The 14,160-nt window shown below is 68.0% G+C and carries 14 protein-coding genes; 7 read left to right on the top strand and 7 right to left on the bottom strand.

From position 1 onward, the window contains the following. Positions 1-27: 27 nt before the first annotated feature. The 3 genes from DID96_RS09950 to DID96_RS09940 all read left to right on the top strand — a co-directional run bounded on the left by DID96_RS09950 (position 28) and on the right by DID96_RS09940 (position 1,731). Positions 28-255, top strand: coding sequence for a DUF2945 domain-containing protein (locus DID96_RS09950; RefSeq protein ID WP_124599188.1), 228 nt, complete (start codon positions 28-30; stop codon positions 253-255). Next, complete coding sequence (locus DID96_RS09945; RefSeq protein ID WP_124599187.1) at positions 252-872, top strand: DUF488 family protein; 621 nt, start codon at positions 252-254, stop codon at positions 870-872. The genes DID96_RS09950 and DID96_RS09945 overlap by 4 nt, the downstream gene beginning before the upstream one ends. Positions 873-993: 121 nt before the next feature. Continuing rightward, complete coding sequence (locus DID96_RS09940; RefSeq protein WP_124599186.1) at positions 994-1,731, top strand: sulfite exporter TauE/SafE family protein; 738 nt, start codon at positions 994-996, stop codon at positions 1,729-1,731. A 41-nt stretch (positions 1,732-1,772) separates the two neighbouring features. On the opposite strand, the gene DID96_RS09935 is transcribed toward DID96_RS09940, so the two are convergent. The 3 genes from DID96_RS09935 to DID96_RS09925 all read right to left on the bottom strand — a co-directional run bounded on the left by DID96_RS09935 (position 1,773) and on the right by DID96_RS09925 (position 5,147). Further along, entirely contained in the window at positions 1,773-2,351 is a 579-nt protein-coding gene (locus DID96_RS09935; protein ID WP_124599185.1) for an NnrU family protein, read from the bottom strand. 191 nt (positions 2,352-2,542) lie between these two features. Next, the gene (locus tag DID96_RS09930; protein WP_124599184.1) at positions 2,543-3,997 is read right to left on the bottom strand and encodes a M20 family metallopeptidase; all 1,455 of its coding nucleotides are present in this window, start codon (positions 3,995-3,997) and stop codon (positions 2,543-2,545) included. A 79-nt stretch (positions 3,998-4,076) separates the two neighbouring features. After that, on the bottom strand, positions 4,077-5,147 hold the full coding sequence (locus tag DID96_RS09925) for a nitronate monooxygenase family protein (protein ID WP_124599183.1): 1,071 nt from the start codon (positions 5,145-5,147) through the stop codon (positions 4,077-4,079). A 445-nt stretch (positions 5,148-5,592) separates the two neighbouring features. Between DID96_RS09925 and adiC the strand changes: the two genes are divergently transcribed. Further along, entirely contained in the window at positions 5,593-7,131 is a 1,539-nt protein-coding gene (gene adiC / locus DID96_RS09920) for an arginine/agmatine antiporter (RefSeq protein ID WP_124599182.1), read from the top strand. Then, positions 7,128-9,467 (top strand): Orn/Lys/Arg decarboxylase N-terminal domain-containing protein, encoded by a 2,340-nt coding sequence (locus tag DID96_RS09915; RefSeq protein ID WP_124599181.1) that lies wholly within the window; start codon positions 7,128-7,130, stop codon positions 9,465-9,467. The genes adiC and DID96_RS09915 overlap by 4 nt, the downstream gene beginning before the upstream one ends. Positions 9,468-9,581: 114 nt before the next feature. Here the strand turns inward: DID96_RS09915 and ftrA are convergent, their stop codons facing one another. Beyond that, on the bottom strand, positions 9,582-10,556 hold the full coding sequence (gene ftrA / locus DID96_RS09910) for a transcriptional regulator FtrA (RefSeq protein ID WP_124599180.1): 975 nt from the start codon (positions 10,554-10,556) through the stop codon (positions 9,582-9,584). A 132-nt stretch (positions 10,557-10,688) separates the two neighbouring features. On the opposite strand from ftrA, the gene DID96_RS09905 reads away from it, so the two are divergent. Continuing rightward, positions 10,689-11,108 carry a rhodanese-like domain-containing protein gene (locus tag DID96_RS09905; RefSeq protein ID WP_124599179.1) on the top strand — a complete coding sequence of 140 codons (420 nt, stop codon included), beginning with the start codon at positions 10,689-10,691 and terminating at the stop codon, positions 11,106-11,108. Between the two features lie 90 nt (positions 11,109-11,198). Then, positions 11,199-11,525, top strand: a complete 327-nt coding sequence (locus DID96_RS09900) for a superinfection immunity protein (protein ID WP_124599178.1) — start codon at positions 11,199-11,201, stop codon at positions 11,523-11,525. A gap of 107 nt (positions 11,526-11,632) precedes the next feature. On the opposite strand, the gene DID96_RS09895 is transcribed toward DID96_RS09900, so the two are convergent. The 3 genes from DID96_RS09895 to DID96_RS09885 all read right to left on the bottom strand — a co-directional run bounded on the left by DID96_RS09895 (position 11,633) and on the right by DID96_RS09885 (position 14,067). Continuing rightward, the gene (locus tag DID96_RS09895) at positions 11,633-11,899 is read right to left on the bottom strand and encodes a YodC family protein (RefSeq protein WP_124599177.1); all 267 of its coding nucleotides are present in this window, start codon (positions 11,897-11,899) and stop codon (positions 11,633-11,635) included. Positions 11,900-12,231: 332 nt separating this feature from the next. Next, on the bottom strand, positions 12,232-13,092 hold the full coding sequence (locus DID96_RS09890; protein ID WP_124599176.1) for an isocitrate lyase/phosphoenolpyruvate mutase family protein: 861 nt from the start codon (positions 13,090-13,092) through the stop codon (positions 12,232-12,234). Positions 13,093-13,206: 114 nt separating this feature from the next. Next, positions 13,207-14,067, bottom strand: a complete 861-nt coding sequence (locus DID96_RS09885) for a MurR/RpiR family transcriptional regulator (protein WP_124599175.1) — start codon at positions 14,065-14,067, stop codon at positions 13,207-13,209. Between the last annotated feature and the right edge of the window lie 93 nt (positions 14,068-14,160).

The raw sequence follows: 14,160 nt of genomic DNA, 5'->3' as shown, positions 1-14,160 counted from the left end.
ATGCAGCACGACAGGAGGATCCTCACGATGACGACGAAGTTCAAGCTGGGGGACCGGGTCCGGTGGAATTCCGAAGCCGGGCACGTGACGGGCACGATCATCGCGATCCATACGCAGGACTTCGATTACAAGGGCTATCGGCATCATGCGTCGCCGGACGATCCGCAGTACGAGATCCGCAGCGACAAGACCGATCACGTCGCCGCGCATCGGGGCCGCGTACTCGCACTCGTTTCCGGCGAGGGTGAAGCGTGAAGCTGCCGTTCTTCACGATCGGTCATTCCGACCGCACGCTCGACGATTTCATCGGCCTGCTGAACGATGCGGACATCGGCATGCTCGCGGATGTCAGGAAGATGCCGAGATCGCGAACCAATCCGCAGTTCAACGAAACGACGCTGCCGGTCGCACTGGCCGCGTTCGACATCGGCTACGAACACGTCGCTGCGCTCGGCGGCCTGCGCGGCAAGGCCCGAAGCGTGCCCGACGACGTCAACGGCTTCTGGACGAACGACAGCTTCCATCGCTATGCGGACTATGCGCTGTCCGCGGAATTTCGCGCGGGCCTCGACCATCTGATCGCGCAAGGGCATCGGCAGCGCTGTGCGGTGATGTGCGCGGAAGCTGTGTGGTGGCGCTGTCATCGGCGCATCGTCACCGATTACCTGATCGCGCGCGGCGAGACGGTCTTCCATATCATGGGGCTGAACCGCCTCGAACCCGCGCGCCTCACCCCGGGCGCCGTCGTTCAGCCCGACGGAACGATCGTGTATCCGCGCGGTGAGGCCAACGCCGAAGCCGATGCATCGGACCACCCGGACCACCCGGACCACCCCGACCACCCGGCCCCGTCCTCCCACGCGCCCGATTGATTACGACTTCCGGCGTCCGCGATCCTGCATTACCATCTTGCGTCCGCCGCGGCTGCCGGCGCGCTGCCCGCTCTGCATCGCAGCGGCGCCCCGGCCCGGCCAACCTTCCGCTCCCGCATCGATGCTCACGCTCGTCATCCTCGCCGGCCTCTGGGCCGGCCTGCAAAACTCCCTCGCAGGCGGCGGCTCGTTCGTCACGCTGCCCGCGCTGATCGTGTCCGGCATGTCGCCGCTGTCCGCCAACATCACGTCGACGGTCGCGCTGTTTCCCGCCCAGGTCACGACCGGCTGGGCGAGCCGCCATATGGTGCGCGGCGCCGGCACGCTGCCGTTTCGCACGCTGTTCCTGATCAGCATCGTCGGCGGCGCGCTCGGCGGCCTGCTGTTGCTGAAGACCCCATCGTCGATCTTCTCGCAGCTCGTGCCGTGGCTCGTGCTGTTCGCGACGGTCGTGTTCGCATGGGGCAGCTTCTTGCGCAAGCCAAGCGAAGAGACGGTCCATCTGGGCCCCGTCACGACCGGCGTCGCGCAGTTCGCGATCGCGATCTATGGCGGCTACTTCGGCGGGGGAATCGGCTTCCTGATGATGGCCGCGCTGACGATGGCGGGCCTGTCGCCGCGCCACGCGGCATCGACGAAGAACGCGCTCGCGGGCGTGATGAACGCGTCGGCAGTTGTGCTGTTCCTGACCTCGCCGCACCTGCATTGGCCCGCCGCGCTCGCGCTCGGCGGCGGCGCGGTCGTCGGCGGCCTGTGCGGCTCGTGGGCGCTGCACCGTGTGAACGAACGCATCCTGCGGATCGCGATCGTGTGCATCGGCGCCGCGCTGACCGTCGGCCTGTTCGTCAGGCCGCTTTAATGCGCGCTCCAGCGTTGTCGCGCGCGTTCGACCCGTTGCGCTCAGGCCAGCGGCCGCACGCCGATCAGCCAGCCGTGCAGGAATAGCGCGAAGACCGCCCACACGACGAGGCCGGCCACGACCGTCACGACGTCGGCCGGCGTCCGGCCAGCCGGATAGCGCACGCCGTTGCGGCGATCGCGCGCACGCGACGCGACGAAATCGACGAGCGACCACACGAAGAACGCGCCGAACAGCACGACCGCGTGCAGCATGCCGTTCGCGAGCAGGTGTGCGATCGCCCACACCATCACGCCGGCCAGCATCGGATGGCCGACGAGCGGCTTGATGCGGTTGGCCGGCACGTACGACGCCGCGATCAGCACGAAGGCGATCGCGGTCAGCATCCCCGTCAGGTGCCGCACGCCGGCCGGCGACACCCACAACATGGTTGCACCGGCGCGCGAGAGTCCGTAACCCCAGATGATCAGCACGAACCCGACGATCGACGAGATCGAATAAACCCCTTTCCAGCGATTTTCGCCGAGCCGGGCGATCTGTGCGGACCGCCAGTCGTCCGCGAAGATACGAATCGAATGCACACCGAGAAAGATCACTAAACCGAGAATCAGGACGAGCATAGGCTGTCTCCGTCTGGATATGAGTGGGGATGCGTGCCGCGCGGCGTTCCGTGCACCGTCCGCGCCGATCATAAACGCCCGACCGGCCATTGTGAAGCGCGCGCGGCGGCTCGGCACGCACGCGCAGCGGTTCGGTACGGGGCATCGACGGTTCACTCACCGGCGCGTCTCGGCGCGGCCGGCGTCGGCGTTCAGCGTGCGGACGCGATCACGTCGGCAACGGCCGCGGTCAGCTTCTTCGCATACGGCACGTGCAGGAATTCGTTCGGCCCGTGCGCGTTCGACTTCGGCCCGAGCACGCCGCACACCATGAACTGCGCGGCCGGGAAGCCTGCCTGCAGCACGTTCATCAGCGGGATCGTGCCGCCGAGGCCCATGTATGCGCAGTCCGCGCCGAAGTGGCGGCGCGACGCAGCGTCGAGCGACGACGCGAGCCACGGCGCGACATCGGGCGCCGCCCAGCCGGTCGCCGCGCCCGCGTCGGGCTTGAACGTGACCTTCGCGTTGTACGGCGGATCGACTTCGAGCAGCTCCTTCAACTGCTGCACGGCCTGCGCAGCATCGACGAGCGGCGGCAGGCGCAGCGACAGCTTGAACGCGGTGCGCGGACGCAGCACGTTGCCCGCGTCCGCGAGCGGCGGCATGCCGGCCGCGCCCGTGACCGACAGCGATGGCCGCCACGTCGAGTTCAGCAGCGCCTCGCGCGGATCGGTCGTGGTCGGCAGCACCGGCTTGCCGTCCGCGCCGCACGCCCACGGCAGCCCCTTCCACACCATGTCGCCGAGAATCGCGGCGGTCGCCTCCGCTTCGCGCAGGCGGCTCGCCGGAATCTCGCAATGGAACGCGCCGGGCAGCAGGTTGCCGTTGTTCGCGTCCTCGAGCCGTTCGAACAGCTGGCGCATCACGCGGAAGCTCGACGGCGCGATGCCGCCGAACACGCCCGAATGCACGCCCTCTTCGAGCACCTCGACCTGCAGGTCGCCGGACACGAGCCCGCGCAGCGACGTCGTCAGCCACATCTGGTCGTAGTTGCCTGCGCCCGAATCGAGGCACACGACGAGCGACACCTGGCCGAGCCGCTCGCGCAGCGCATCGACATACGGCAGCAGGTCGTAGCTGCCCGACTCCTCGCAGGTCTCGATCAGGCCGACACAGCGCGGCCGTTCGACGCCCTGCTCGTCGAGCGCGCCGAGCGCGGCGAGGCTCGCGTAGATCGCATAGCCGTCGTCCGCGCCGCCGCGGCCGTACAGCTTGCCGTTCTCGAGCTTTGGCGTCCACGGGCCGAGGTCCGCGCGCCAGCCGTCGAATTCGGGCTGCTTGTCGAGGTGGCCGTACAGCAGGATCGTGTCGGTGCTGCCCGAGCGCGTCGCGGGCGTCTCGAAGAAGATCACCGGCGTGCGGCCCGGCAGTCGCACGATCTCGAGCTTCAGGCCCTTGACGGGCTGGCGCTCGGCCCATTGCGCGGCGTCGGTGACGACCCGCTCGAGGTAGCCGCGCGCCGCCCAGTCAGGGTCGAACGCGGGGCTCTTCGCGGGAATCGCGATGTAGTCGGTCAGTGCATGGAGGATTTCATCGTTCCACTTGCGCTCGACGAAGGTAACGAGCTTGTCATGGTCGAGGACGGGGGTAGTGTCGACGGAGGTCATGGCGGGTGCCTGGATCGGGCTGATGAAAACCGAGATGATACGCCGTTGACACCCTGCCGGCGCCGCTTTCCGCGGCCGCTCAGACGGTTTGCGGAAACGCCGCGCGCAGCCCCGCCGCGCAGGCCAGCGCGTCGTCCCACAGGCGGCGCGTCAGCGCCCCTGCGTCCTCCTCGCGCGCGAGCGCCGCGGCCTCGCCCGACCACAGCAACGAGAAATCGTCGCGGCCCTGCCGCTCGAACGCGCCGCGCAGCGGATCGACCGCGGCCGTCGCAAGTGGAAACGCGGGGGCGAGCGCGCTCATCGGCCCTTGCTCGCGCATGAAGCGCGTCATCAGGCCGCGCGCGGGGCGGCCCGTATACAGGTTGGTCACGCGCGTGCCGTCGTCGCGTGCGGCGCGCACCGCCGCGCGATGCTGCGGCGAGCGGCCGGCTTGCGGTGTCAGCAGGTAGCCGGTGCCGATCTGCACCGCGCGCGCGCCGAGCGCGAATGCGGCCGCGATGCCACGGCCGTCGGCGATCGCGCCCGCCGCGATCACCGGCGCGCGCACCGCGTCGACGATCTGCGGCAGCAGCGCGAACAGCCCCGGCTGCGCATGGATGTCGTCGGTCAGGAACATGCCGCGATGGCCGCCGGCCTCGCCGCCTTGCGCGACGATCGCGTCAATGCCGCGCGCGTCGAGCCAGCGCGCCTCCTCGACCGTGGTCGCGGACGACACGACGCGCGCCCCCGTGCGCCGTACGCGTTCGAGCAGCGCGTCGTCCGGCAAGCCGAAGTGGAAGCTCACGACCGCCGGCCGCAGGTCCTCGACGACCGCGCACATCGCATCGTCGAACGGTGCGCGGCCCGGGCCGCCCCGCACGTCCGACGGATCGAGCCCGGCCTCCGCGTAGTAGCCGGCGAGCGCCGCGCGCCAGCGCGCGTCCGCCGCGGCATCGGGCGCGGGCGGCGTGTGGCAGAAGAAGTTAACGTTGAACGGCGCCTGCGTGCGTGCGCGGATCGCCGCGATCTCGTCACGCACCTGCTGCGGGCCGAGCGCCGCGCACGCGAGCGAGCCGAGGCCGCCCGCTTCGCAGACGGCAATCGCGAGCGGGCTCAGGGAACCGACCATCGGGGCCTGGATCAGCGGCAGGCGGGAAGGCAGCGTCGTCATCGGCATCACCTCGTAAAAAACAGCAAGATTGCGGGCGCCGGCGGTGCCCTTTCGGTGTTCGATAATAACCGACAAATCCGATACATGATTTCGGAGTCGCCCCATTCATTAAATGAATTAACCAGTTCGGCAATAATCAGCCATTCATTTCACTCACACCGAACCGGCCATCGTCACCCGGGGTTTGCCTCGCCGCAAAACGCCCGCCCGTCGGCCAGCCCGCGCCGCGCCAAAGCCCGCCGCACGCCATCCGCTCACGCCGATTCATCCAATTCAATGATTTCCATCAAAACTCAAGCTATTAAATGGCGGCGTTTACCCTAATCAAATTCCAATTGAGAGATAACATTCAGACGACCAATAAATCGGCGATCCATTCAGGAATCGTCGTCCGGCGACAGGCCTCGCCACCTCAATCGCATCACGTACGCTCAAGGAGCCTCGCATGTCCGATGCCAGCTCGTCCTCCAAAGCCGCCGCCGCGCCAGCGGCCGCGTCGTCCGCGCCGAAGATCGGCGTGATCCCCGCCACGCTGATGGTCGCCGGCAACATGATGGGCTCCGGCGTCTTCATGCTGCCCGCGAACCTCGCCGCGACCGGCGGCATCGCGATCTTCGGCTGGCTGATCACGGTTGTCGGCGCGGTGTCGCTCGCGCTCGTGTTCGCGAAGCTCGCCGCGATCGATCCCGCCGCGGGCGGCCCGTACGCGTATGCGCGCAAGTCGTTCGGCCCGTACATGGGCTACCAGACCAACCTGATCTACTGGCTCGCGAACGTGCTCGGCAACGTCGGCCTCGCGGTCGCGGGCCTCGGCTACCTGACGCACTTCTTCCCGATGCTGAAGGATCCGCTCGTGTTCGCGCTCGCGCAGATCTTCGTGATCTGGCTGTTCACGTACGCGAACATCCTCGGGCCGAACGTCGTCGGCCGCGTGCAGTCGGTCACGACGATCTTCGCGCTGGTGCCGATCCTCGGGATGGCCGTGTTCGGCTGGTTCTGGTTCAGCAAGGACGTCTACTTCGCGGGCTGGAACGTGTCCGGCACGAGCAGCTTCGGCGCGATCGGCGCGACGCTGAACTTCACGCTGTGGGCGTTCATCGGCGTCGAGAGCGCATCGGTGTCGGCCGGCGTCGTCGAGAACCCGTCGCGCAACGTGCCGATCGCGACCGTCGGCGGCGTCGTGCTCGCGGCGGTCTGCTACGTGCTCAGCTCGACCGCGATCATGGGGATGATCCCGAACAAGGCGCTGCTTGCATCGAGCGCACCGTTCGCGGATGCCGCGCGCCTTGCGCTCGGCAACACCGCCGCGAACGCGGTGGCGATCTGCGCGGCGCTCGGCTGCCTCGGCTCGCTCGCCGGCTGGACGCTGCTCGTCGGCCAGACCGCGAAGGCCGCCGCCGACGACGGCCTGTTCGCCGGCGTGTTCGCGCGCGTCAATTCGAAGAACGTGCCGTCGGCCGGGCTCGCGATCGTCGCGACGATCATGTCCGTGCAGGTGCTCGCGACGATGTCGCCGAGCGCGAGCGAGCAGTTCGGCAAGATCGCGTCGATCGCCGTGATCATGACGCTGCTGCCGTACATCTATTCGTGCATCGCGATCAAGGTGCTCGGCTACGGCAAGATGCCGTCGCACCAGTTCACGTTCTATACGATCGTCGGCCTGATCGGCGCCGTCTATGCGCTGTGGGCGATGGTCGGGTCCGACGGCCAGCAGACGCGCTGGTCGCTGATCTTCGTCGTCGCGACGATCGTGTTCTACGAGCTGTCGATCAACCGCCAGCGCGAGATCGAGGAAACCCACGTGCATCCGGGCGGCCGCTCGCCGCGCTGGGTGCGCTATCTCGCGCTCGCCGTCACCATCGCGGCGCTCGTCGCGACGTTCTGGATCTCCGTGGGCCGCCACGAGGTCGACATACTCCACGCCCGCTCGCCGATCGCCACGGCGGGCGCCCAAGCCACCCAGCAACCGGGGAATAACAGATGACCGCTTCCTTGACCCAACAGGCGTTCCGCCGTCTCGGCATGAAGGCGCTGCTCGTGCAGCACGACATCGACGAACGCACCGCGACCGGACGCGCCGCGACGGCGCTCGCCGACGAACTGCGCGAGCGGCTCGTCGACGTCGTGATCGCGACGTCCGCCGACGATGCGCGCGCGGTCGTCAATGCCGATCCGGCGATCCAGTGCCTGCTGCTGAACTGGGAACTCGCCGGCGACGCAACGCACGCGGCCGCGCAATCGGTGCTCGACGCGATGCGCGCGCGCAATGCGACCGTGCCCGTGTTCCTGCTCGCGAGCCGCGCGAGCGCGGCCGCGGTGCCGGTCGACGCGATGCGCAAGGCCGACGACTTCATCTGGATGCTCGAAGATACGACGGCATTCATCGGCGGCCGGATCGTCGCCGCGATCGAGCGCTACCGCGAAACCGTGCTGCCGCCGATGTTCCGCGCGCTCGCGAAGTTCTCGCGCGTCTACGAATATTCGTGGCACACGCCGGGCCACACGGGCGGCACCGCGTTCCTGAAGTCGCCGGTCGGCCGCGCGTATTTCGAATTCTTCGGCGAGGCGCTGTTCCGCTCCGACCTGTCGATCTCGGTCGGCGAGCTCGGCTCGCTGCTCGATCACTCGGGCCCGATCGGCGAAAGCGAGCGCTATGCGGCGCGCGTGTTTGGCGCGCACCGCACGTATCACGTGACGAACGGCTCGTCGATGTCGAACCGCGTGATCCTGATGGCGAGCGTCACGCGCAACCAGGTCGCGCTGTGCGATCGCAACTGCCACAAGTCGGCCGAGCACGCGATGACGATGTCGGGCGCGATCCCGACCTACCTCGTGCCGTCGCGCAACCATTACGGGATCATCGGGCCGATCATGCCCGAGCGCCTGACGGCCGCCGCGGTGCGGCTGTCGATCGAGCACAACCCGCTCGTGAAGGGCCGCGACGGCATCGACCCGACGCCCGTGCATGCGCTGATCACGAACTCGACGTACGACGGCCTCTGCTACAACGTCGCGCGCGTCGAGGCGCTGCTCGGCCAGAGCGTCGACCGCTTGCATTTCGACGAGGCGTGGTACGGCTACGCGCGCTTCAACCCGATCTACCGCGACCGCCACGCGATGCATGGCGACCCCGCGCAGCACGATGCGAGCAAGCCGACCGTGTTCGCGACGCAATCGACGCACAAGCTGCTCGCCGCGCTGTCGCAGGCATCGTTCATCCACATCCGCGACGGCCGCAATCCGATCGAGCATGCGCGCTTCAACGAGGCGTACATGATGCATGCGTCGACGTCGCCGAACTACGCGATCATCGCGTCGAACGACGTGAGCGCCGCGATGATGGACGGCCCCGGCGGCGACGCGCTGACGACCGACGCGATCCGCGAGGCGGTCGCGTTCCGGCAGATGCTCGGCCGCCTGCATGCCGAATGCGAGGAAAACAACGACTGGTTCTTCGACGGCTGGCAGCCGGACACGGTGGTCGACCGCAAGACGGGCCGGCGCGTGCGTTTCCATGAAGCGGACGAGACGCTGCTCGTAACCGACCCGTCGTGCTGGGTGCTGCATCCGGGCGACGCGTGGCACGGCTTCGGCGAGATCGAGGACGACTACTGCATGCTCGACCCGATCAAGGTATCGATCGTCACGCCGGGCGTATCGCCGAACGGCGGGCTGATGCCGGTCGGCATCCCGGCGTCGGTCGTGACCGCCTATCTCGATCGCCACGGGATCGTCGTCGAGAAGACGACCGACTTCACGATCCTGTTCCTGTTCTCGCTCGGCGTGACGAAGGGCAAGTGGGGCACGCTCGTCAACACGCTGCTCGACTTCAAGCGCGACTACGACGCGAATGCGCCGCTCGAACAGGTGTTGCCCGATCTCGTCGCACGCTACCCGGACCGCTACGGCAAGCTCGGCCTGCGTGACCTGTGCGACCTGATGTTCAACGCGATGAGCGACCTGAAGACGACCGAGATGATGTCGCGCGGCTTCTCGACGCTGCCGAAGCCCGACTACAGCCCGGCGGAGGCGTTCGAGCATCTCGTGCAGAACGACATCGAGATGCTCGAGCTGGCGGAGATGGAAGGCCGCACCGTCGCGACGGGCGTCGTGCCGTATCCGCCGGGCATTCCGCTGTTGATGCCGGGCGAGAACGCGGGGCCGTCCGACGGGCCGCTGCTCGGCTACCTGAAGGCGCTCGAGCAGTACGACCTGCGCTTCCCGGGCTTCACGCACGATACGCACGGCGTCGAGGTCGAGGATGGTGTGTACCGGATCGCGTGCATCAAGAAGAAGGCCAGCGATACCAACACGCGCTGATTGCGCATGACGAGCGACGCCCCTGCGTTCTTGCGACGGGGCGTCGCGATACTGCGGCTGACCGGATGCGCGAGGTTGCGCGATGGTTGCGCGATCACGCGCCCCGATGCGCGCTTACGCGCCCGCCGATCTTACGCCCCGATCCATCCCCTTCCGGTACGCGGCCGGACTCGTCGCCGCGATCCGCCGGAAATGCCGGCGCAGCGACTCCTCCGATCCGAACCCCGCGCGCGCCGCAACCTGCGCGAGCGGCAGCGACGGATTGGCCTCGAGCATGTCCTTCGCGACGTTCACGCGTTCGCGGATCAGCCACGCGACCGGCGACAGGCCCGTCGCATCCGCGAACTGCCGCTGCAGCGTGCGCGGGCTCATCGCCGCCTGTGCGGCGAGCGACACGAGCGTGTGCGGCTCGGCCGCGTGCGCGCGCATCCAGTCGATCAGCTTCGCGAGCCGGTCGCTGCCGCCCGGTGCGACCGGGCGCGGCACAAACTGCGCCTGCCCGCCGTCGCGATGCGGCGGCAGCACGAGGCGCTGCGCGACGCGGTTTGCGATCGCACCGCCGTGATCGCGGCGCACGATGTGCAACAGCATGTCGAGCCCGGCCGCCGAGCCGGCCGACGTGATGATCTGCCCTTCGTCGACGTACAGCGCGTCCGGATTCACGCGCAGCGCCGGATAGCGCGCCTGCAGGCGATCCGCGTAGCGCCAGTGGGTCGTGACGGTGAGGCCGTCCAGCACGCCCGCCGCCGCGAGCACGAACACGCCCGAGCAGACCGAGCACAGCCGCGCGCCGCGCCGGTGCGCGGCCCGCAGCTTCTTCAGCAGCGGCTCGGGCGGCAGTTCGTCCGGATCGCGCCAGCCGGGAATCACGATCGTATCCGCGCGATCGAGCATCGCGAGCCGGTACGGCACGGCAACCGTGATGCCGCCCGCCGCGCGCACGGGGCCCGGCTCGCTCGCGCAGACCGCGAAGCGATACCAGTCGACGCCCAGTTCGGGGCGGTCGAGCGCGAACAGTTCGACCACGCAGCCGAATTCGAAAGTGCAGAGGCGATCGTAGGCGAGCGCGACGACGAGATGATCATGCATGGCGCGATGTTACCGGAACTTGTCGATCACGCCACTGCCGCGCGGCGCGGCGAACCGCGATACTGGCCCCGTCTTCATCGCTCTTCATCGCATCAGTCATCGTGCTTTGCACCCCTTCAGGAGAACCTGCGCATGTCCTATGTCACCGACGTCCAAGCCGCCGGCAGCCCCGCCGCCCTCGCGCATTTCGAAGCGTCGCTGCGCTTCGAGACCGACTGCTGGGACGTCCACGACGCGCTCGCGTCGGGCACGCCCGATTTCGTGCTGCTCGACGTCCGCGGCCCCGACCTGTTCGCCGCCGGCCACGTGCCCGGCGCACGCAACCTGCCGCACCGCAAGATCGTCGCGGGCAAGCTCGCCGACGACCCGGCCGACACGCTGTTCGTCGTCTACTGCGCGGGCCCGCACTGCAACGGCGCCGCCCGCGCCGCGATCCGCCTCGCCCGGCTCGGGCGGCCGGTCAAGCTGATGATCGGCGGCGTCACCGGCTGGCGCGACGAGGGTTTCGCATTGAGCAACGATGCGGGCGGCGACGCGACCACGGCGCGCTGATCGTCATCAAAAGCGCAACAATCAATTGTCAGCACGAAAACGCAAATCGCGCGACAATCGGTCACATTGCAGTCCGGATGGAGCAGCAACATGCAGACCGAAGTCCTGATTCAAGTCGCCGGTTCAGTCGCCGCGATCGCGCTCTACTTTCTGCCCGCCATCGTCGCCGACCGGCGCCGCCGTCAGGACAAGCTGACGATCGCGCTGTTCAACGCACTGTTCGCGTGGACGGGCATCGGCTGGCTGATGACGCTGTACTGGGCCTGCCAGCCGAATCCGCAAGCCGACGTCGCGCAGGACATCCTCGCGAAGCGCCGCGGCATCAGCATGCGGACCTTCTCCGCCGGTCTCGTCGAACGCGTGCAGCGCCGCGTTGCCGCCCAGGAGCAGTGGGCGCAGAAGCAAGGCTGCCGCTGATCCCCCTCCCCTTTTTCAACGCGTTCGTCAACGTGCTGCCGCATCGAACTTTGGCATCCTGACGTTGATCGACGCGCGGCAACACCCGACGGGCGCGATGCCGCCCGTCATGCCGCCGACCGGAAGCGCTGCGCCAGCATGCGCATGCGCGCACGCCCGGCCGAGATCGCGCGCGGCTCCGGCACGACCGTTTCGTGATGGAACATTTCCTGGCGGAAGTGGCCGCTGTCGTCGAACCATTGGCAGATCAGCCAGTCCGCTTCATCGAAGACGACCGGCCCGGCGTAGGTGACCGTCATGCGCGGCCCGCCGGTTTTCAACGTGACGACATCGCCGACACGAAACCGGGTACGGAGCAAATCTCGGATCGTCATGGCTCTCTCAGAACTTTTATATTGATTTTCCCGACATTCCGCGTGTCGGCATTTTTCAGACGGATCGAAGATTATCAATCACAAAATAAACCGGCAACTCCCAAGCGTGGAAAGCTTCTGAAAAAATGCGGGAAACGCCCGACAGAAAGGCATTCTGTCAGGATCCATCAAGGGAATCGACATGAAGCCCTGAGAAATCCGCAATAAAAAAGCGGGATGCCATGAACGTGTCACGCATCCCGCCAATTCAGCCGTTATTTAATCGAAAGCAACCTGCATTGATTCAAGTCAATCGATTATCAGGCTGGAATCGATCCCACCCGCATTCCGCGTCAATTACCGAACGACACGGGCGGATTGTTCTCCGCGGCGAACCATTGGTCGAGCAGGCGCCCCGGCACCGCCGCTTCGGCGAACGAGAACGTGCCGTCGCGCGCCATTTCCGTCGCGCCGCGCAGGAACGCGCCGAGCGCGGCCCGCGCCAGCGCGGCGCCGACGCTCACGCGCTTCACCCCGAGCGCCGCGAGCGCATCGAGGCTGAGCGTCCCGCCCTGCAGCCCCATCAGCACGTTGACCGGCGCGTCGACCGCGCGCGTGACCGCCTCGATCTCGCGGGGATCGGTCAAGCCTGGCGCGTACAGCACGTCGGCGCCCGCGGCGCGATACGCGACGAGGCGCGCGATCGTGTCGTCGAGATCGCGGCGGCCGTGCAGATAGTTTTCGCAACGCGCGGTCAGCGTGAACGGGAACGGCAGCGCGCGTGCCGCGTCGACGGCCGCCGCCACGCGCTCGACCGCCGCATCGTGCGGATAGATCGGCGCATCGGGCCGGCCCGTCGCGTCCTCGATCGAGCCGCCGACCGCGCCGGCCTCGGCCGCGAGCCGGATCGTTTCGGCGACCGTCTCAGGCGCATCGCCGAATCCGTTCTCGAGATCGGCGCTCACCGGCAGGCCGCCCGCCGCGACGAGATCGGCAATATGCTCGAGCATCGTGTCGCGGTCGATCGCGTTGTCCGGACGGCCGCGCGAATACGCGAAGCCGGCGCTCGTCGTCGCCAGCGCGCGGAAGCCGGCCATCGCGAGCAGCCGCGCCGAACCCGCGTCCCACGGGTTGGGCAGGATGAATGCGATCGGTTGTGCGTGCAGTGCGCGGAACGCGTGTGCGTGGCTGGCCTGAAGGTCGGAATGGGTCATTATTGGCTCCGTCGGAATGGGAAGCCCAAGCATACGCGGATACGGCGCAACGACGTTTCAGTGTGTGCCGAAATATCGATGCACCGCGTCGCGCCGGCCAGCCACCCGGCCTCGTCAAACCACGTACGCGCCTTTCGCGTGCAGCTCGGCTTCCGCGCGTTCGAGCGCGGTGATCGCATCGCTGCCTTCGAGTGCGAGCAGCTGCGCGACGAGCGCCTCCGCAAGCGCATGCGCGGCCACGAGCGACGGGAAGAACGACGGGCTGTCGTGCGTGAAGATCAGTTGCGCATCGGCATGCAGCGCGATCGGCGACACCGCGCTGTCGGTGATCGCGACGATCCGGCTACCCTGCGCCTTCGCGGCCTGCGCGACGCGCGTCGCCTCGGCCGAATAGGGTGCGAAGCTGACGATCACGGTCGCGCTGTGCTTCGCGATCGTGCGCAGCTCCATTTCGAGCGATCCGGCGACGCCCGTCAGCAGCGACACGGTCGGCCGGAACAGCCGGTAGCCGTACACGAGCCCGAACGCGACCGGATAGCACGAGCGGAACCCCGCGACGTGCACGTGCGAGGCCTTGCGGATCAGTTTCGCGGCTTCGGCAAGCGCCTGCGCGGTGTGCGCGGCGGTCGCGGCAAGATTGTGCTGCTGCGCGGCGAGCAGGTCGTGCGCGAGCGTCGCCTTCGCATCTGGCCGCACGAGCGAGCGCGCGCGTTGCGTGAGCGGCTCGGGACGCGTGCGCACGCGCGCGACGCACAGGTCGCGCAGTTCGTTCCAGCCGGGAAACCCCAGCAACTGTGCGAGCCGCACGAGCGATGCGGGCTGGACCTGCGCGCGCTGTGCGACCTTGCGCATCGACGACACCGCGACTTCGTCGGGATGATCGAGCAGGAACGCCGCGCCCGCCTGGAATTGCGGGCTCAGCTCGGAAAATTGCGTCCGGATCCGGGACGCGAGTTCGTCGAAATTGGCGGCCATCTTGATGGGAACGGAAACCGGTCGCTCATGGTATCACCGGCCCCGCGCGCGCCGGTCAGCGCAGCACGTCGGACGGCACTTAAGCTCCCGCTA

The organism is Burkholderia sp. Bp8963 (assembly GCF_003854275.1).
Lineage (GTDB): Bacteria > Pseudomonadota > Gammaproteobacteria > Burkholderiales > Burkholderiaceae > Burkholderia.
This window is presented reverse-complemented; position numbering and strand designations above follow the sequence as displayed.